This window comes from Lysinibacillus sp. BNK-21 (genome assembly GCF_048684915.1).
Classification (GTDB): domain Bacteria; phylum Bacillota; class Bacilli; order Bacillales_A; family Planococcaceae; genus Lysinibacillus; species Lysinibacillus capsici.
The window spans coordinates 268,052-287,344 of sequence record NZ_JBLQTS010000001.1; the positions used below are offsets into that span (position 1 = coordinate 268,052).

Sequence of the window (19,293 nt, forward strand, 5' to 3'; positions counted from 1 at the left end):
GCATTAAGATGATTTTTCGACAGAGAAAACGTTTTATTGTAGAGCTGTATAAATTTAGTTGTTTTCTATATTAAAAATAGTGCAAAAATAGTTAAATGTTGAGGTAAATGAGGCGGATTTGTGCGCAAAAAAGAACAGCGAGCAATTATAAAAATTGCTCGCTGTTCATACAAATTAGAAACCTAAAGAACGACGGAAATAGCTTGCATAGCGTTGGCTAACAGGAATACGTGTACCATCTTTCATAATTAATAAAAACGTTGAGTGTGAATCTGGTTGAATTTCATCGATGTAGTCAATGTTAACGATATAAGAGCGGTGACAACGAATAAATGAGTCAGGTGCTAAAAATAGCTCTAGATCACTTAAGTTTAAACGGTGATAACCTTCACGTGTCATTGTTTTAACAAATGTTTTACGGAGTTGTGTTTCTAAATAAATAACTTGATCATGTTTGATTGGGTACCAGCAATCATCAATTTTGATTGTAATGTAGTTAGTTAAGAATGCTGATGGTTTTTGCGGGAAGATAGCAGTAATAGCTCCTTTTGTTTCGCCTTCCTCCATTAAAGGAATACTCATGCCATAATAAGCGACACCGAATACATCAGGTTCGATATAAGAGCTGATTTTTTGACCATAGCTTAATGCTTTGTGTGCGGCTGAACCTTCTTTGATAGGGTCACCAGGTTTAATTTTTAAATCAACTTTCTTGCTTGGTTGGTAATACAAATATTCATTTGTATCAGAGATAGCGATGGACGTATTTTCAGGGAAGAATTCCTTAATAATTTCCATGATCTCTTCTATTTGTTTTGGATCCACTTTAAACACCTCGTCTAAACTTTTAAAAATAGTATTATCATCTATTTTACTACATATTCATATAAATTATATAGAGAAGATTTAGGAATAAAATAGAAAAATGTCGAATGATCCATTAGAATGATGTAAGTTGTTTTGTATAATTTGTAAATAAATTTATAAAATGACTAATTTATTTTGATATGTATATGGTAAAATTTAATTGTTAGGAATAAGTTTACGAGGTTTCTACTATGCATATGTGATAAATTAGAACTAGAGTAGCAATTAAAATGTGGTTGAAAGGAAATCGCAGAATATGGTAAAATTCACTGTATAGTCTATTTTTTTTATATCTGGTGTTTTAGTAGGGTTATTTTTGATTTATTTGTTAATAAAATTTGTGAAATAGGACTCAGTTCTTATATTGAATAAGTAAATACTATTTTCTTATTTTTAATTCGTCGGGATTGGTGTCAAATATTGTCATGCAATTCGTGCACTCTGAGGAAAGATGGGGAAGATTATGCAACTACATCAACATTCTATGTCAGAAACGATATCCAAAAGATACTTCCAAGAAATCGATAATATTAATCAATATATCGGTGTCGAAGAATTTTTTAATATTGAGTCGAAATTAATTTTTGAAATTTACCATTTAGAATCTGCAAAAGCGAAAAAATCTTTGCATGAGTTAATTGATATTCTCTCAATTCGTTTTGGCAAACAGGTCATTAAAATCGTTCGAAGTTATTTTTCTGTTTTGTCATCAATTGTTGCTCGTAAATTGCTGGACAATCAAGTACCTTCGAAAAAAGCATTTGCTTTCAATATTGCGTGTAACGATATGATAGAAAATCAAATGAAAGACGCAGAGTTTTTACAATTTGCTGATGATTTAATTGATTTCTTTGTTTACTTTATTGCAGATCGCAAACAACCGACTTTCCGACATCAAACTGTTAACAAAGTGATAATGTATATAAATGACGAGCTTGAAAATGATTTAACTGTTGAAAGTATAGCAAATAACTTTCATATAAGTACTAGTCACTTATCACGTATTTTTAGAGAACATGTGGGCATTACATTGGTTGAGTATTTAAATGTTAGACGTGTAGAAGAATCACAATACTACTTACGACATACAAACAAAAGTATTACTTCTATCTCAGATCAATTCCATTTCTGTAATCAAAGTTATTTTACTCGTATTTTCAAAAAATATACTGGAGTTACGCCAAAACATTTTAGAGACGAGCTTCATCATGAATTTTATCGTTTTGAAATGGCAGAAGCTGAATTACAAAATGTGTAGATTTTGAGCATAGAAAATGAGAAGGTGCGAACATATTAGCGTTGCTAAAGCTCGCATCTTTTTTGATGAATCATCTGAGGAACCAGCTTAAGGAATAAGTAGCACTTGCTATTTGATAAAGAGAGACCCTATAAGGTATACTTCACAGTAGTTGATAAATAATAGTAGGTGGAAAAATGAAAAATTTGAAGCTATTTTCAATGCTTGGTATTGCCGTTTTTGTTCTTAGTGGCTGTCAAGCTGTGCAAAACAAAGAAGGTTTTTTCTATAGTATCTTTGTAAAACCTATGGAATTTTTATTGGAGTTTTTCGGGAATGATATCTTTTCAGGGAGCTATGGTTTAGCAATCATTGCGATTACTGTTCTAATTCGTTTAGTATTAATGCCGATTATGCTAAAAAACTATCGTCAACAGCAATTAATGAAAACGAAGATGGATGCTTTTAAACCTGAAATGGAAGCCGTTCAGAAAAAAATGAAGGAAGCTAAGACAAAAGAAGAGCAAACGCAATATCAACAAGAAATGATGGCTCTATATCAAAAGCATGGCATTAATCCACTTAATATGGGTTGTTTACCGATGTTAATTCAAATGCCGATTATTATGGGTCTGTATTTCTCGATCTTGTATTCTGCCGATGTTAAATCCCATGAGTTTTTATGGTTTAGCTTAGGTTCACCTGATATCGTAATGACTATTGTTGCTGGGATTGTTTACCTAATCCAGGCTCGTGTATCTTTATGGACGGTACCTGAGCAACAAAAAGCGCAGATGAAAATGTTTATTTATATTTCACCAATTATGATTGTCTTTATCTCCATGTCTTCTATGGCAGCACTGCCTTTGTATTGGTCTGTCAGTGGTGCATTGTTGATTATTCAAACATATATTGGGCGTAAATATTATTCGGAACATCCTGAGAAAGCAAAAAAATAAATTGATTGATGTCGAGGCGCCTTTGCTGCCTCGATTTTTTTAGGAGGACAGCAAGATGAACAAAAAATGGCTATCATCTATTCTTGTCGCAATTTTTAGTATTGCAGCACTTGTATTTATTATTATGGGGAAATTTAATTTTGCCGTACTTGCAATGACGATCATGTTTGCCCTATCAAATGGGTTTAGAGCAAAAAGCTTTAAAGAGCAAGGTTATGTAAAAGAAGCAAAATGGATGCAGTATATGGCAGTTTTTTTCGCAATTGCATCTATAGTAGTATTTGTCATCGTTCTTACAGATTAATTGAATATTTACGTGGGAAATTTACACCTGAAAATGTGAACAGTGCTAAAATAAGATTATAACTAGTAATACAATAAAATAGGTATTTTCAAGGTGAAATGCTTTAAATATCCTTTTAGATACCTGATATTTTAAAAGGGGTATAAAGAGTGAAAAACAATCGTCTTCCGCTTATCGTTGGTGCTTTCATATCTATCGCGTTAATTGTAGCAATTTTTGTAGTCTATAACTATAAAAATAATCAAGTAAATAGTGCATCTGATGAGCAGCCAAAAACAACAGAAACAAACAAAACAACTGAACAAGATTCTACTGCAACAGAGAAACCAGACAATACTGAAACTCCTGCAAAGCCAGAGCAACAACCAGACGAAAATGGGTATCTTCCAAATCAAACATTACCTACGGAACCAACCTATATCAATGGAATTCTGTTAGCTAATAAAATTTATCCGCTTCCATCTACCTTTGCACCTGAAGAAAATCCAGAAGCACGAGAAGCGTTAAATCAAATGTTAGCAGCTGCCAAGCAGCAAGGATTTGATTTAGTTGCATTTAGTGGCTACCGATCTTTTGAATATCAAACAACCCTTTATGATAACTATGTTAAACGTGATGGACAGGCAGCGGCAGATCGATATAGTGCTCGTCCTGGCTACTCAGAACATCAAACAGGCTTAGCGTTTGATATAGGAGAGCGTGGAAAAGAAGATGTGTGGCTGACAGAAGAGTTTGGGGAAACTCCAGCAGGGCAATGGCTATTTGCACATGCCCAGGAGTACGGCTTTATTTTGCGTTTCCCTCAAAACAAAGAAGAGATAACAGGTTATATGTATGAGTCATGGCACTATCGTTATGTGGGCAAAGAGATTGCAAAAGAGATAACAAAGAAAAACATTACGTTGGAAGAATATTTAGGCGTAAAATAATAAAAGGAAGAGAAGCCATTCTGTGAACAGGCTCTCTTCCTTTTTATTTTTATAAAATGGGTGTTAATAGACGGGAAATAGATTCTTTAAATTTAATCAGTGTTGAACGGTTTTTATACATTTCCCATGTTAATTCCGTACAATCAAAAATATCCTTCTCAAACAGTTCTGCCAATTGGTGCGATATATTTGCATCATATATGAAGGCATTGACTTCAAAATTTAGACTAAAACTTCGTACATCAATATTCGCTGTTCCGACAGAGGAAGCCTCGTCATCAATAATAATAGCTTTAGCATGGATAAAGCCCTTTTCATAGATGTAGACTTTGGCTCCAGCACGTAATAATTGACCCACATAAGAATAAGTAGCCCAATATACAAACATGTGATCAGGCTTATTAGGAATCATTATGCGTACATCGATGCCTGACAAGGTGGCAATTTTAATGGCGTCTAAAAAACTAACATCTGGGATGAAATATGGTGTTTGAATGTAAATATATTTTTGAGCCATATTAATAAGCTTTAAGTAACCGATCTTTATTTGCTCCCAGTCTGAGTCTGGTCCACTTGAAACAATCTGTAAACCCACATCACCTTTTTGTGGGATGGCAGGGAAGTAACGATCAGAGTACCCCATTTTTTGTTGTGCACTAGCTTGGTTCCAGTCGAGTAAAAAGCGTGTTTGCAAAGGATGTACGGCACTACCCTCAATACGTAAGTGTGTATCTCGCCAATAACCAAACTTTTTTTGTAAACCTAAATACTCGTCACCGACGTTAAAACCACCAATATAGCCAATTCGACCATCAATGACAACGATTTTTCGGTGATTTCTAAAATTTAAACGAGGGTTAAGAAGTGGCAAAATGGATGGGAAGAAAACTTCTACTTCACCACCAGCATGCAGCAACTCTTTAAAATGGCGTCTTTTAACATTACGTGATCCCATTTCATCATAGAGAAGACGCACCTTAACACCTTGCTTTGCTTTTTTTATCAATGCATTGACGATACGTGTACCTAAGTCATCAAGTCTAAAAATATAATACTGGATGTGAATGTGATCTTTAGCTGCTTCAATGTCTTTAAGGAGCTGCTCAAACTTATCGGCACCATCATCAAAAATATCCAGATGGTTGTCCTGTGTTAACACCGCATTGTTTGTTCTGAGGTGCATATAAATCATCTCTTGATAATTTTCTGCATTAGCAATACGAAACTCAAACGTTTCATCACGAATCGCTTCCATCTGATAGGTAATCAGATTATCAATCCCAATATCCTTGCGTCCTTCCCAACGGAATAGGTGCTTTCTTCGTAATTGTCTTCCAAGTAATAAGTACAAAATAAATCCAGCTAATGGCAGGAAAAATAACACGAGGATCCATGCCCATGTAGAGGTAGCATCTTTACGTTCTAAGAAAATGATGGTCATGGCTAATAAAATATTAAAAAACAAAGTTAAAGGAACTAAATATTCTATATCTGTAAAAATGCTCATTCCTACACCTGCCTTTGTATTGTTAATAACATACTTAGTATAGCCTACTTCAAATGCGGAAAGAAGATATGAAATGGCTAGATAGCATGGAAAAGGATTATCCCTTTGATATATAGGAATAATCCGCATGGTTTAATTAGTAATTCTCTAATAGTTAGAAATTCATAAAATGCAACCTACTATATTTTACGGAAGACGTAATGATTTACGGGATGCCTTATATATAAAGATTAGGCTTATAGAAAAAATGGCTATTGCAGCCGAAATATAATAACCAAGACTTGCTTGTACGGTAAATAACCATGTAAAAAAGAGTGGACCAAGAATACGTCCTAAGTTATCCATTGAATAGGACAGTCCAGCGGCAGTTCCATATTGTCCTCCAGATTCTTTAGAGGAGAGTGATACAACACATGTTCTTGCAAGTGCATTACCTGCTGTAAAGACACAAAGGGCAAGCCCAGCGATAAAAAGATTAGCTGTCAATGTAAATAAAAGCATGCCGATAGCAGTTACAATTTGTGCACCGATTAACCATGTCGTTTCACTGCCATTTTTTATGCGTCGAACGACCCCTCCTTGAATAGCAGCATCGACAAATCCACTAAACATGAACAAGTAACCAATTTGTAATGGTGTAATGTGAATTTTTTCGATTTGAAATAGCTGAAATGTAGCCTCTACGCCAGCTAGCATAAAAGTTACTAAAAAAGAAAACATAAATAGATAGCGCACACGGAATTGTAACATTGTTGCAGCACCCTTTGGCACTATAGCACGTTTATTTGAATCTTTTCGTTTTTTAGGTTCTTTTAGGACGAAACTTGCATAAATAAATAATAGTGCAATTAATGATGCTGATGCAGTAAACGGTAACTGCAAGCTATAATGGCCTAGCATTCCCCCGATTGCTGGACCAAAAATAAACCCAAGACCAATGGACATGCCCATAAAGCCCATATACTTATTGCGATCCTCTTCACTAGATATATCGGCGATAAATCCTGTTACTGCTGTATATAATGCACCTGAAAATAAACCACCAATAATACGTGAAACATACAATATAGCTAGGTTATCTATAAATAGTGAAAAAATAACAAAACTAAGGCTAAAGCCAATTAGACCAGTAAGGATTAGTTGTTTTCGCCCTACCTTATCTGATAGCATACCCCATAACGGTGCTGTGAAAAAACTTGCAAGTGAATAAACGGTCAATAAACCACCCACGTGGAGATCATGCCAATTTTGCTGCACAATTACCTCTGGTAAGACGGGAATAATAATGCCGAACCCTAGATAAACGAGGAATTGAACAGACATCAATAGTAAAATAGCCTTTTTCATACTGTTCCCTGCTTTCATACGATATTTCAATATGTATATTCTACCTCTCTTGTTCTTGCGATTACAACAATAGGGGAGGGGAAGCTTGAATAAAGTGGAACAATTTAGTAAAGAAAGAAATGAAGTATTTTAGATATTTTAAATCTATGTTCTGATTTTTGAATAAAATGTAGCCATTTTGGGTAATTTAAATATGTTTGATGGAAAAGTTTGATGATGTGAAAAATTTACAATGTAACAAAATTGAAAAATTTTAAAGGTAAGTTAAATGGTATGATAAATTTGTCAGACATCATACTCGTAGAAAAATGAAACTTTTTCGTAAATAAAACGTTATATAAAATCGAGGAAAGATTGAGGTGGAATGTATGACAAAAGAAGTAGATTTGAAAAAGATTGTTTCGAATTTATCTAAGTTGGGTGTAACAGCCACTGTAACAAAGTCTCGACTAGAACTTTTAAAAGTGCTAACACCACCAACGCAAACTCCGCAAGTTCAAGCTTAACTCGTTTCCAATAGAAAAAGGGAGGTCTCAATACGCGAGACTTCCCTTTTTCTATAGTTATTCATCTTCATCATGTGTGGTAAACATATATGTTCGATAATGGAATCGCATACTAAAGACTAGCCCAATCGCTAAAGCATTCCCCATAAGTGAACTTCCTCCGTAGCTAATGAACGGAAGTGGAATACCTGTTATAGGTAATAATTGAATAGTCATACCAATATTTTCGAAAACGTGGAAGGTAATCATAGCAATAATCCCAGCACATACATAGGTCGAGAAGGGATCTTTCAGTAATAGGGTTGTCTTTGTTAAATGATAAATTAATAAGAAGAAAATACAAATAACAATACTAGCGCCAATAAAGCCCCATTCCTCGCCGATAACTGTAAAAATGAAATCGGTATGGTTTTCAGCTACATATACTTCACGATTTCTAAATCCCTTACCAAAAATTTCACCTGATCCAATGGCATTTAAAGAGGTAATTAAATGATAGCCATCACTGGATGAATAGGAATAAGGGTCTAGCCAAGAATAAATACGAGCAAATTGATAGGCCTTAAAACCAAATGTTTTTTCTAGAAAGTCCTGCATATAGAGTGCCATCCACAGTAGGGTACCGCCTGCTACCATGCCACCTAAAAATGTTGGTAGAATGATTTTCCAAGAAATCCCTGCTACAATGATAAGTGCTGCCGTAATGGCAAAGAATACAAGTGCTGAGCCTAGGTCAGGCTGCTTTAAAATAATAGCTAATGGTACGATTAAGGTGATAGCGATTTTACCTAGTAGCAAAAAGTCTGTTTTAATTGATCGTAATGAATAAATTTCATGGTGCTTACTAATTAATCGAGCTAGTGCTAAAATGTAAAAAGTTTTCATAAACTCAGAAGGCTGAATATTTCCAATCGGCGTATGATACCAGCTTTTAGCACCATTAACGGGTGCACCGATTTGACCTTCTCCTTCTGGCATAAAAATAAGCAGTACCAGTAAGGCAATCCCTGCTCCATACATATACCATGACATTTTTTTATATTGATCTGGCTCAAAAAACATGACTATACCAATAATTACTGCACCAATCATATACCATTGCATTTGTTTTGGTACGTAGTTAATGCCATATTGTCCTGAAGTTTGGGCAGATGCAATAGCTAACAAACTAATGACTAGAAAAGTGAAGAGTATAAATGCAAGTGTCCAGTCAAAACGATTTGCGAAATTTCGTTTATTTTCCATAAAAGCCACCTAAAATTAAAATAGTATCTCAATATGAGTAAATGTGATGCGATTCTCCCTATTTCGTTTATAATTGGTCAAAGAAGAAAGCAAATTAATAACCAGCAGTGGTGTGAAAATAGCTCATATCTATTGATAAGCTTGCAATTTGCTTTGAATATTGTCAATGGAATTTTAAGCAAATACTTGAACTCATTGAGTAATCTAAACTTTATATGCAAATGCATGTTTAACATTCCTAATTATAACGCAAAAATTACTTTTATGCCTGCGTATATAGTAGTGACGACAATTAACATAAAATGTTTCAAAAAAATCATGTTTAGTCTTATAATGTAGTGAAGAATGGGGTGATGGTTGTGGCTAAAAAATTAAAGTCAGCTGATGATTTTATGTATCATATTTATGTTCATATGAATGATGTCGATAAATTTGTTATATTTAGCGGGTTAAAATTCTCGCAATTTGTGGCTGCACTTGAACCACTACATCACTTACTGTTATTAAAACATTCCTATGAAGACGGTTCTTTTAATATGCATACACAATTTGAATATGTATTAGAAGAAGATGTTCCTCGTTTTGTGAAAAAATCTGCTGAATCTAAAGAATTATGCTGGGTAGATTTTATGGACGAGAAGAGGCTAGATCATTTAACACCGATGGAACAAGGAGAATTGCTGTACATAAGTCACAAGAAAGAACCAATTACGTCAGCATTTTTTAATAAATTACAAAATAGATTCGTCTATTATTCTTCAGACTTAGAGAAAATGACTAAAATTTATTTTCGTCATTTAAGTGATTCGGATTTATTGGTTGCCAATGTTTTTAATAGTTTAATTCGTGAAAAGGAACGCAGCACTGGATTTTGGCGTCGAAAAGTAAAAGCGAGTATTCCTGCTATATCACCAGATTTTTTACGTTCTTACCGATCCTTTGCGAAAGATGGAGCGTTACTATCTTTGTATCGGATTGAGAAACCAAAAGTAGCGTATGGAATAGAAGTTCGCAATCTGTCTGAATATTCTTTTCCTGACGAAGTTTGGGATGACTTAAATACGATTTTAAAAACAGAGCATGATGAATTAATCTATATTATTTAAACTTCATGGTGACGCAATCAAAGAACTAAGATGTTGGTAGACAATATTTATGTTGCATTATTCCTGTACAATTTAATAGCAGGAAGTATTGATGCTGGGGCATAATCGAAGAAATGTACACGCAAAATCTCACCGTTAAAAATACGGTGAGATTTTTATGTCATTTGTCAAGACGTTTCATGATAAACTAATAGTACTCAAGAAGTATGTGGAGGGCACAAAAATGAAAAAAAGAATCGGTTTATTATACGGCGGAAAGTCAGCGGAGCACGAAGTGTCGTTATCGACAGCACGTGCAGTCACAGGAGCTTTGAATTTCGAGGAGTATGAAGTATATCCGATTTTCATTACAACTGACGGGGAATGGCGCCGTGGAGAGCGTTTAGAAAAACCCGTCAGTGCAATAGAAGAACTACAATTTGGTGATAATACTACAATTTTAGAAAATAATATCACTGATTTTTTGCTTGATAAAAATGGCAATGAGGTAAAGTTTGATGTCATTTTCCCATTGTTACATGGTACGAATGGTGAGGATGGAACAGTGCAAGGTTTACTTGAGGTTCTAAATTTACCGTATGTAGGAAATGGTGTATTGGCATCCTCTGCTGGAATGGATAAAGTGGTAATGAAGCAATTATTTGAAATTGCTGGATTACCTCAAGTGCCCTATACGTATTTTATTCGTAGTGAGTGGAAGAATGAGCAACACGCAATCATTGAACGCTGTGAAAATAACCTGAATTGGCCAATGTTTGTGAAGCCTGCAAACTTAGGGTCAAGTGTTGGGATTAGCAAGGCAACAGATCGCGAGCAATTGGTAAAAGCAATTGAGGTTGCTTTACAATATGATCGTAAAATCGTTGTTGAACAGGGAATTGTCGCTCGTGAAGTTGAACTAGCGGTGTTAGGAAATGACTATCCTGAAGTATCAGTGCCAGGAGAAATTAAACCCGTTACTGATTTTTATGATTATGATTCTAAATATAAGGACGGTTCTACAGCACTTATTATTCCAGCTGAGCTTCCAGTAGAAACTGTGGCAAGCTTAAAAGAACTGGCAAAGCGTGCATTTAAGGCTATAGATGGTAGCGGCTTAGTTCGTGCGGACTTTTTTGTAACAACTGAAAATAACGTTTACATTAATGAAGTAAACACAATGCCAGGTTTTACGCCTGTAAGTATGTATCCATTATTATGGCAGCATACAGATGTGAGTTATCCAGAGCTGATTGACCGTTTAATTACCCTAGCAATTGAACGCTATGAAGAAAAACAACAGCTTCACTATAAAAAAGACTGAGTGGGATTATCGTGAAAAAAACTTTAAAACAATTAGCTGCATGGTTAAATGAGGATATGGCGGCTTTGGGTGACACTGTTGTGTCAGGAATTTCTATTGATACAAGAACAATTCAACAAGGAGACCTATTTGTTCCATTTCGTGGTGAGCATACAAATGGGCATAAGTTTGTAATGCAGGCATTTGAGAAAGGTGCCGGAGCTTCTCTTTGGCAAAAGGATGAGCCGAATCCACCAGAAGGTTACCCGTTGTTGTTTGTGGATGATCCAGAATTAGCTTTGCAAGAAATGGCTAGAGCATATCGTAATGAACATAAAGCAAAATTTATAGGCATTACAGGTTCAAATGGTAAGACATCAACAAAGGATATTTTAGCGGGAACACTAGCTCCATTCTTTAAAGTACAAAAAACGATCGGGAACTTTAATAATCAATTGGGCTTGCCTATTACTATCTTACAGCTTGATGAAGATACAGATGTGGCTGTCCTTGAGATGGGCATGAGTGGATTTGGTGAAATTGAGTTTTTAACGAAGCTTGCTCGTCCACATATGACGGTTATTACCAACATTGGTGAGGCCCATATGCAGGATTTGGGGTCACGTGCAGGTATTGCAAAAGCTAAGTTTGAAATTATTCAAGGAATGCAAGAAGATGGTCTATTATTCTATGATGGTGATGAACCTTTGCTCAAGGAATTAGTGTCAAAAGAACAGCAATTACAGTCAGTGCCGTTCGGGTTAGAATCCAATAATCTTTTATACGCTGACAATATTCATGCTAACGCTGATGGCAGCAACTTCACTACACACGGTATGATCGAGGGTGATTTCTTTATTTCAGTGCTTGGCAAGCATCAAGTAAAAAATACACTTGTGGCCATGTTAATTTCTCATAAGCTAGGTTTAAGCAATGAACAAATACGTACATCCTTAGAGCATGTCGTATTAACTGATATGAGGATGCAACAGGTACTAGGAACGAATGGCGCTCTATTTATCAATGATGCCTATAATGCAGCTCCAACCTCTGTAAAAGCTGCCATTCAATTTATGGCTACATCAACTATTCGACCTGAAAAATGGCTTGTGTTAGGAGATATGCTAGAGCTTGGACCAAATGAGCAACGTTTCCATGAGGGTCTGGCTGAGCATATTAATGAGGATGAAATTGATTATGTCTGTTTGTTTGGCCCTCGGATGCTATATCTTTACAAAATATTAAAAGAGCGCTTTGAGGCTGAACGTTTATTGTATACAGAAGATGATTATACGGCTATTATTGAAAAGCTAAAACAAGCGAATGAATCATCTATTGTTTTACTTAAAGGTTCACGTGGTATGAAATTAGAGACAATCTTAAAGGCATTTACGTCATAGTAGCAATGAATCGGTGAGAGAAACGCTCACCGATTTATTTGTGTAGGTTTATCTTTGTTAAATGAGGTGAAGAATTTGTCAGTAGGTGTACTATGTATTCATGGATTTTCAGGTGGACCATATGAGGTGAAGCCATTCACAAGTTATTTACGTTCACATACAGATTGGATAATTGAAGAGCCAACATTGTCTGGACATGGTGAAGAATTACATATGAGTGGTTTTAAGGCGAAACACTGGTTAATGGATGCCGAATTAGCTTTCCGATCGTTGGCAAAAAAAGTTGACGAGGTAATCGTTGTTGGCTTTTCAATGGGAGGAATTATAGCGCTATATTTAGCTAAACGCTATAAAGTGAAAAAGCTTGTATTACTAAGTGCTGCTGCAAAGTATGTGAGCCCTAAACAGCTAGTCAAAGATTTTAAAATGTTAGCTACTGAAGCCTATCACCATAATTTAACTAATAACGAACTCTATCTACGATACCATCAGAAGTTTAACAATGTGCCACTTGCCTCAACAGTAGAATTTATGAAGTTGGTAAGAATGGTGGAGCCATATTATCGGCATATTCAAATTCCTGTATATATTGTGCAGGGGAAGTTGGATGGGATAGTGCCTTATCATACGGCTCAATTTCTTTTTGATGAATTAGCCTCTACAGACAAGGTTTTGTATTTTTCTGATAATGGCAAGCACCATATATGTTTTGAGGAAGATTGCTCTGAATGGTTTCCACAGGTTTTAATGTTTTTAAAAGGTAAATAAAGTAGTCAGATTATTACGACTCATGCGTTATCGTTGCATAGGATTTAAAGCCATGTTAGACTAGTGTAAGCAATGGATACATTTTGTGCGAAGACTCTTCATATTTGGTTGAAGAGTACTTTTTTTTGAACACAACGGTTTTATTCTAAAGTGAAAAATTACGACAGAATCGAACCGCTCGGTAAAGACCGGGCTTTCCTTTTCATATAAGAGAGCTCTATATGGACTATCATGTAGAGAAAATTTTTAAGTAACGGAAACGTTCCACTACACAGGCTCGAATTTGCCGACAACTTCATCTGAAAATGTAACCATTTGTCAACTTAAAAGGAAAAAAAGGAGATTGAGAAGTTTGACAAATTTTTCAGAATTAAATATTAGCGAATCTACTTTACGCTCAGTTAAGCGTATGGGATTTGAAGAAGCAACACCAATCCAAGAAGGTACTATTCGTTTTGCGATTGAAGGCCGTGATGTATTAGGTCAAGCACAAACAGGTACTGGTAAAACTGCCGCTTTCGGGATTCCACTAATTGAAAAAATCGATCCAAAAAACCCTAATATTCAAGCATTAGTCATTGCTCCAACTCGTGAGTTAGCGATTCAAGTTTCAGAAGAGCTTTATAAAATTGGCTATGACAAACGCGTAAAATTATTATCAGTATACGGTGGTCAAGAAATAGGCCGTCAAATTCGTGCACTGAAAAATAGACCTCAAATCATTGTTGGTACGCCAGGTCGTATTATTGATCATATTAATCGTCGTACGTTAAAATTAGAAGATGTTCAAACATTAGTATTGGATGAAGCAGACGAAATGTTAAACATGGGCTTTATCGATGATATTAATTCAATCTTAGAAAACGTACCTTCTGAGCGCCAAACATTACTGTTCTCAGCAACGATGCCACCAGCAATCCGTAAAATTGCAGAAACATTTATGCGTGATCCAGAGATTGTAAAAATTAAAGCTAAAGAACTAACTGTTGATAATATTGATCAATATTTTGTTAAGTCTGCTGAACGTGAAAAATTCGATGTTTTATCTCGTTTATTAAACGTTCACCAACCAGAGCTAGCTATTATTTTTGGTCGTACAAAACGTCGTGTAGATGAGCTTGCACAGGCCCTATCTATTCGTGGCTATTTAGCTGAAGGTATTCATGGTGATTTAAGCCAAGCGAAGCGTATCTCAGTATTACGCCAGTTTAAAGAAAATAAAATCGATATCCTTGTTGCGACAGATGTAGCCGCTCGTGGACTTGATATTTCTGGTGTGACACACGTTTATAACTTTGATATTCCTCAAGATCCTGAATCATATGTTCACCGTATTGGACGTACAGGTCGTGCGGGTAAATCAGGTCTTGCCGTAACATTTGTAACACCACGTGAAATGGGTTACTTACGTATTGTAGAAGAAACTACGAAAAAACGTATGACACCTCTTCGCCCACCAACAACGGACGAAGCATTAGAAGGTCAACAACGCTTAGCTGTTGAAACACTGGAAGGTCTTATTGCTAATAACAATTTAGGTGATTACCGTACACTTGCAGCAGAATTATTAGACAATCATGATGCTGTTGATGTTGTTGCAGCTGCTCTGCGTTCATTAACGAGAGAGCCAGACGATACACCAGTAACAATCACAGAAGAACGTCCATTACCAATGCGTCGTGAACGTTCTAGCAATAACCGTGGTGGCGGTGATCGTGGCCGTGGTAACCGTGGCTTTGGCGGCGGACGTCGTGACAATGCTCGCAGTGGAGAGCGTCGCAGTAGCAGTAGCCGTCGAGAGGGTGGACGCCGTGAAGGCGGACGTCGTGAAGGTGGACAAGGTCGTTCTCGTTCTCCAAGACGTCACGAAGGATAATTTTAGACGAAATACACTTAATTTTTTACAGTAAACCTTACAGTCATGATGGCTGTAAGGTTTTTTTTCGGCTATAGTTGAAACAAAAAGGTGAGTGAATTCGTATACACCTAATGAAGAAAGAGGGGGAACGACAATGAGAGCACAACCGATTCATCAAATTTCTCGTAAAGGGCTAACCGTGTGGCGTTTATATGGAGTCATACAAACATTGGTGCTGTTAGTTGTAGCAGGACTTGTAAGCTATGGTACTTATTATTTTGAATGGCCTTCATTTATTTACTTCATAGCATGTGCAATTGTTTTACTAAGTGCGATATTATCTATTTTTATTTTCCCGAAAATAAGATGGGAAAGATGGCGCTATGAAGTTCGAGAGCATGAAATCGAAGTACAACATGGTTTATTTGTTGTGAAACGCACATTAATTCCAATGGTACGTGTGCAACATGTTGATACAACACAAGGGCCGATATTAAAAAAATACGACTTAGGTAATATCTCTATTTCTACAGCTGCAACTGTACATACGATTCCTGCACTTGTTATGGATGAAGCAGACGTACTGCGTGCGCGTATTTCTGATTTAGCAAGGGTGGCTGAAGATGATGTCTAAGGAAATTAATCGTTTACACCCAGTGTCTGCAATTATAACGAGTGTAAAAGCATTGAAAAGTATGATATTACCAATTGCCATTATTATCATAAGTAACGGCTTTAATTTTTCTTTGAATTTTCGTAGTGATCATTTTTTTGAAACCATTTTACTTTTCGGTGTATGGGGAGTAGCAGCACTTCTTGCGCTCGTGGGAGGAATCATAAAGTGGCGGACATTTGTTTACTGGTTTGAAGATGGGGAGTTGCGTGTGACATATGGATTATTTGTTAAAAAGAAACGTTATATCCCTTTTGAACGTATTCAAAGTTTGAATTACAATGAAGGTGTTTTTCATCGTATTTTTGGTTTAGTGAAAGTTCAGGTGGAGACTGCTGGTAGTAAAGGGGGAAAACCTGAGGTTGAGCTGACAGCCATTCGCAAAGCAGCAGCAGATGTTATTGAATTAGAAATGCGTCATGCTAAAAACGAAGCAGTTCAACAACAGGATCAAATGCAGGTTGTAGAGGAAGCTATACCAACTCCGATGATTTACCATATGTCCATGCGAGATTTACTAGTATTAGCAACAACATCTGGTGGAATTGGTGTTGTGTTATCAGGTCTTGCAGCCGTTGCTTCACAATTTTCCGACATTATTCCTTATGAAACTGTATTTCATGAGTTAGCTGATTTCGTGAAAATCGGCGCATTTTTAGTGGCATTGACGGTGATGGTTGTTTTAATTGTTGCTTGGATTGTATCAGTGGTCATCACACTGATAAATTATTATGATTACACTGTCCGCATTGAGGAAGAAAAGTTGATTATCACAAAGGGACTGTTAGAAAAAAAGCGTATTACTTTGCCGTTGAATCGAATTCAGGCAATTCGTATTGTGGAAAATCCACTACGTCAGTTAACAGGCTATGCTACAGTGGTTGTTGAAAGTGCTGGTGGTAATGGTGAAAATGGAAATGATAAAAAAATTACGCTATTTCCACTTATTAAGAAGCCGGATTGTATGCAAACATTAGAACAGCTTTTCCCAGAAATGAATTGGCAGCCTACATTTACTCGCTCACCAAAAAGGGCAAGACCATTTTTTTATCGCATTGATTTTTTCTGGCTAGTTCCGATTATCGGTGCATCTATCTATTTCTTTTATCCATACGGGCTATTGTCGTTGCTGTTAATTCCATTAACAATGTTACTTGGTATTTGGCAACATAAAACAGCAGGCTATCAAATAGATGGCAAGCAACTGGCTATGCAGTATCGAGTGTTTAGTCGAATTACGTTAATCATGGAGAAGAAGCGAATTCAATCTATTGAAAGTACACAATCGTACTTTCAAAAAAGAAAGAATGTTATGTCTGTAAAAGCAACCGTCATGTCAGGAGCAACTGGTACAACGGGGAGTGTTTCCAGCTTAGAGCAACAAGATGCCGAGACGATCTTAACATGGTACGAACATTAATGAACTAAAAAGCTAATCCTTTCAATTTTATGGAAGGATTAGCTTTTTTAACTATAAATAAATAGAGATGCTGTTTATAATAAAATAAATAGAACAAAAGGGGTGGAGACATTGTTTAAATATGACATTAATGAAAGCGCTTATTTAAAGCTTTTGGATTTAAGTGATGTAGAAGAGTTATTCGCTTTAACTGACCGTTCAAGGGATACATTACGTGAATGGTTGCCCTTTGTAGATGATGTCAAAACAGTAAAGGATACTGAGCAATTCGTAAAAAATGCTATGCAACAATATGCTGATCACAATGGCATACAAGCAGGGATTTACTATGATGGAAAGCTTGCGGGTGTTATTGGTTATCACCAAATTAACTGGCAACATAAATGGACAAGTATTGGCTACTGGCTAGGGAATGAATTTGTAGGAAAGGGGCTCGTTACGAATTCCATGAAAGCATTGATTGATTTTGCCTTTAATTATTTGAAGTTAAATCGTATAGAAGTGCGTGTTGCAGTTGGTAATATTCGTAGTCGTACAATCCCAAAGGTATTGGGCTTTCATGAAGAAGAGCGTTTAAGGGATGCTGAGTGGCTATATGATCACTACGTAGATCAGGTTGTTTATGGTTTAACAGCAACTGAATGGAAAAAAATAAAGATGTCAAATGAAGCTACAGTGGTTTTATAATGGAGGTCATTGTAAGGAAAGAGGAGCTGCTCTATAGGTGAGCAGCTCCTCTTTTTAATGTTATGGTCTACCAGCCATCTTTTGTTTGCGCCAACTTAAAATTCTTTTTGGATGTAAATAGACAAGTCCAAGGATAAATCCGGTTACTAAACCGCCTAAATGAGCAAAGACATTCACATTTGGTTGGAGAAAGGTCATAATGACACTGATGACGATGATTGGTAAAATGAGCTTACGAAGCATGGGCATTGTACGTCGAGTATAGTAAACTAATGCCCCAAATGCACCAAAAATTCCAAAAATAGCCCCACTTGCACCAAGGCTCGCATAACTACTATCATAGAATATATAGGTTGCCATGTTGCCTACAATACCTGATACTAAATAAATTGTAATGAAACGTGCTTTCCCTGCGATTTTTTCTAGCTCTGGTCCAAAGAGATATAAGGAAAACATATTAAAAAACACATGCATAAAACCTGCATGTAAAAACATGGCAGAGAAAACACGCCACCATTCACCACTTTGAATCAGGAAATTTGCTTGGATTCCATAATTCCACAAGAGTGTTCCTATGCTGGGTATGAGAGACAATACATAAAGAGTAAGATTTATTGCTATTAAAGTTGAAACAACAGGGTAATACTTTGTATATTGCTTAAAATTTTCCGTTCTACTAAACATGGCTCCACCTCAATTTACAATTATTATACATGCCTTGTTGGAAATAGGTAAAGGAGAAGGTTCACATGATTAAGGGAATTGGCCTCGATATTGTAGAGATTGATCGTATTGCAAAGGCTATGAAACGAACAGATAAATTTAAAGACCGCATTTTAACGATAAATGAAAAAAAAATATTTGATGGTTATTCGGAAACTCGCAAAATAGAATTTTTAGCTGGGCGATTTGCTGCAAAAGAAGCGTTTTCGAAGGCTCTGGGAACAGGGCTCGGGGAACAATGTAAGCTTCATGATTTGGAAGTGTTAAAAGGAGCAGCTGGCAATCCTGTTTTATATTTTAAGGATGAACTTGTCAATGGATTTGTTAGTATTACGCATTCTAAGCAATACGCAGCTGCTCAAGTAATCTTATTAGAATAGTACTTAACTTGTCTAAAAGGATTGCATGTAAATTTAAATATATTGCCCTTTCTTCAAATGACATAACTGACAAATACGGTTCATATATTGTCGTA

At 36.0% G+C, this 19,293-nt stretch carries 19 protein-coding genes; 14 read left to right on the top strand and 5 right to left on the bottom strand.

Going from position 1 to position 19,293, the window contains the following annotated elements; translation table 11 throughout:
• Positions 1–174 precede the first annotated feature (174 nt).
• A complete protein-coding gene (locus tag ACMGGO_RS01355; RefSeq protein WP_004232004.1) occupies positions 175–825 on the bottom strand; it encodes a LytTR family DNA-binding domain-containing protein in 651 nt (216 codons plus the stop codon).
• 505 nt (positions 826–1,330) lie between these two features.
• Here ACMGGO_RS01355 and ACMGGO_RS01360 point away from each other — a divergent pair.
• The 4 genes from ACMGGO_RS01360 to ACMGGO_RS01375 all read left to right on the top strand — a co-directional run bounded on the left by ACMGGO_RS01360 (position 1,331) and on the right by ACMGGO_RS01375 (position 4,296).
• A complete protein-coding gene (locus tag ACMGGO_RS01360; RefSeq protein WP_048394255.1) occupies positions 1,331–2,125 on the top strand; it encodes a helix-turn-helix transcriptional regulator in 795 nt (264 codons plus the stop codon).
• A gap of 176 nt (positions 2,126–2,301) precedes the next feature.
• Positions 2,302–3,063: a membrane protein insertase YidC gene (gene yidC / locus ACMGGO_RS01365; protein WP_004232011.1), complete on the top strand. Its 762-nt coding sequence runs from the start codon at positions 2,302–2,304 to the stop codon at positions 3,061–3,063.
• Between the two features lie 55 nt (positions 3,064–3,118).
• Positions 3,119–3,367: a hypothetical protein gene (locus tag ACMGGO_RS01370; RefSeq protein ID WP_048394257.1), complete on the top strand. Its 249-nt coding sequence runs from the start codon at positions 3,119–3,121 to the stop codon at positions 3,365–3,367.
• Between the two features lie 149 nt (positions 3,368–3,516).
• Complete coding sequence (locus tag ACMGGO_RS01375; protein ID WP_048394259.1) at positions 3,517–4,296, top strand: M15 family metallopeptidase; 780 nt, start codon at positions 3,517–3,519, stop codon at positions 4,294–4,296.
• 49 nt (positions 4,297–4,345) lie between these two features.
• Here the strand turns inward: ACMGGO_RS01375 and cls are convergent, their stop codons facing one another.
• Both cls and ACMGGO_RS01385 read right to left on the bottom strand, forming a co-directional pair.
• Positions 4,346–5,803, bottom strand: coding sequence for a cardiolipin synthase (gene cls, locus ACMGGO_RS01380; protein WP_103119112.1), 1,458 nt, complete (start codon positions 5,801–5,803; stop codon positions 4,346–4,348).
• 186 nt (positions 5,804–5,989) lie between these two features.
• Entirely contained in the window at positions 5,990–7,150 is a 1,161-nt protein-coding gene (locus tag ACMGGO_RS01385; RefSeq protein ID WP_115674569.1) for an MFS transporter, read from the bottom strand.
• 368 nt (positions 7,151–7,518) lie between these two features.
• On the opposite strand from ACMGGO_RS01385, the gene ACMGGO_RS01390 reads away from it, so the two are divergent.
• Positions 7,519–7,656, top strand: coding sequence for an Lmo0850 family protein (locus ACMGGO_RS01390; protein WP_004232019.1), 138 nt, complete (start codon positions 7,519–7,521; stop codon positions 7,654–7,656).
• A gap of 57 nt (positions 7,657–7,713) precedes the next feature.
• Here ACMGGO_RS01390 and ACMGGO_RS01395 read toward each other — a convergent pair whose 3' ends face one another.
• On the bottom strand, positions 7,714–8,901 hold the full coding sequence (locus tag ACMGGO_RS01395; RefSeq protein ID WP_305193596.1) for an FtsW/RodA/SpoVE family cell cycle protein: 1,188 nt from the start codon (positions 8,899–8,901) through the stop codon (positions 7,714–7,716).
• Positions 8,902–9,254: 353 nt separating this feature from the next.
• Between ACMGGO_RS01395 and ACMGGO_RS01400 the strand changes: the two genes are divergently transcribed.
• From ACMGGO_RS01400 to ACMGGO_RS01435, 8 genes are all read left to right on the top strand, one after another.
• Entirely contained in the window at positions 9,255–10,007 is a 753-nt protein-coding gene (locus ACMGGO_RS01400; RefSeq protein ID WP_048394266.1) for a hypothetical protein, read from the top strand.
• A 223-nt stretch (positions 10,008–10,230) separates the two neighbouring features.
• Positions 10,231–11,310, top strand: coding sequence for a D-alanine--D-alanine ligase (locus ACMGGO_RS01405; RefSeq protein ID WP_048394267.1), 1,080 nt, complete (start codon positions 10,231–10,233; stop codon positions 11,308–11,310).
• An 11-nt stretch (positions 11,311–11,321) separates the two neighbouring features.
• Positions 11,322–12,689, top strand: a complete 1,368-nt coding sequence (locus tag ACMGGO_RS01410; RefSeq protein WP_305193595.1) for a UDP-N-acetylmuramoyl-tripeptide--D-alanyl-D-alanine ligase — start codon at positions 11,322–11,324, stop codon at positions 12,687–12,689.
• 75 nt (positions 12,690–12,764) lie between these two features.
• Complete coding sequence (locus ACMGGO_RS01415) at positions 12,765–13,457, top strand: alpha/beta hydrolase (RefSeq protein WP_054549593.1); 693 nt, start codon at positions 12,765–12,767, stop codon at positions 13,455–13,457.
• A gap of 352 nt (positions 13,458–13,809) precedes the next feature.
• Entirely contained in the window at positions 13,810–15,333 is a 1,524-nt protein-coding gene (locus ACMGGO_RS01420) for a DEAD/DEAH box helicase (RefSeq protein ID WP_048394273.1), read from the top strand.
• A 136-nt stretch (positions 15,334–15,469) separates the two neighbouring features.
• Entirely contained in the window at positions 15,470–15,949 is a 480-nt protein-coding gene (locus ACMGGO_RS01425) for a PH domain-containing protein (RefSeq protein WP_004232029.1), read from the top strand.
• Positions 15,942–17,408, top strand: coding sequence for a PH domain-containing protein (locus ACMGGO_RS01430; protein ID WP_048394275.1), 1,467 nt, complete (start codon positions 15,942–15,944; stop codon positions 17,406–17,408). The genes ACMGGO_RS01425 and ACMGGO_RS01430 overlap by 8 nt, the downstream gene beginning before the upstream one ends.
• Before the next feature lie 111 nt (positions 17,409–17,519).
• On the top strand, positions 17,520–18,095 hold the full coding sequence (locus tag ACMGGO_RS01435) for a GNAT family N-acetyltransferase (RefSeq protein ID WP_374805683.1): 576 nt from the start codon (positions 17,520–17,522) through the stop codon (positions 18,093–18,095).
• Between the two features lie 60 nt (positions 18,096–18,155).
• On the opposite strand, the gene ACMGGO_RS01440 is transcribed toward ACMGGO_RS01435, so the two are convergent.
• Positions 18,156–18,779, bottom strand: a complete 624-nt coding sequence (locus ACMGGO_RS01440) for a rhomboid family intramembrane serine protease (RefSeq protein WP_048394279.1) — start codon at positions 18,777–18,779, stop codon at positions 18,156–18,158.
• A gap of 65 nt (positions 18,780–18,844) precedes the next feature.
• Between ACMGGO_RS01440 and acpS the strand changes: the two genes are divergently transcribed.
• Positions 18,845–19,198 (top strand): holo-ACP synthase, encoded by a 354-nt coding sequence (acpS, locus tag ACMGGO_RS01445; protein ID WP_048394281.1) that lies wholly within the window; start codon positions 18,845–18,847, stop codon positions 19,196–19,198.
• Positions 19,199–19,293 lie beyond the last annotated feature (95 nt).

Coding starts and splice junctions, on each gene's coding strand:
- ACMGGO_RS01425 (WP_004232029.1), top strand. CDS start 15,470: ATGAGAGCACAACCGATTCATCAAATTTCTCGTAAAGGGCTAACCGTG.
- ACMGGO_RS01390 (WP_004232019.1), top strand. CDS start 7,519: ATGACAAAAGAAGTAGATTTGAAAAAGATTGTTTCGAATTTATCTAAG.
- ACMGGO_RS01405 (WP_048394267.1), top strand. CDS start 10,231: ATGAAAAAAAGAATCGGTTTATTATACGGCGGAAAGTCAGCGGAGCAC.
- ACMGGO_RS01440 (WP_048394279.1), bottom strand. CDS start 18,779: ATGTTTAGTAGAACGGAAAATTTTAAGCAATATACAAAGTATTACCCT.
- ACMGGO_RS01430 (WP_048394275.1), top strand. CDS start 15,942: ATGTCTAAGGAAATTAATCGTTTACACCCAGTGTCTGCAATTATAACG.
- ACMGGO_RS01360 (WP_048394255.1), top strand. CDS start 1,331: ATGCAACTACATCAACATTCTATGTCAGAAACGATATCCAAAAGATAC.
- ACMGGO_RS01385 (WP_115674569.1), bottom strand. CDS start 7,150: ATGAAAAAGGCTATTTTACTATTGATGTCTGTTCAATTCCTCGTTTAT.
- acpS (WP_048394281.1), top strand. CDS start 18,845: ATGATTAAGGGAATTGGCCTCGATATTGTAGAGATTGATCGTATTGCA.
- cls (WP_103119112.1), bottom strand. CDS start 5,803: ATGAGCATTTTTACAGATATAGAATATTTAGTTCCTTTAACTTTGTTT.
- ACMGGO_RS01395 (WP_305193596.1), bottom strand. CDS start 8,901: ATGGAAAATAAACGAAATTTCGCAAATCGTTTTGACTGGACACTTGCA.
- yidC (WP_004232011.1), top strand. CDS start 2,302: ATGAAAAATTTGAAGCTATTTTCAATGCTTGGTATTGCCGTTTTTGTT.
- ACMGGO_RS01400 (WP_048394266.1), top strand. CDS start 9,255: ATGGTTGTGGCTAAAAAATTAAAGTCAGCTGATGATTTTATGTATCAT.
- ACMGGO_RS01370 (WP_048394257.1), top strand. CDS start 3,119: ATGAACAAAAAATGGCTATCATCTATTCTTGTCGCAATTTTTAGTATT.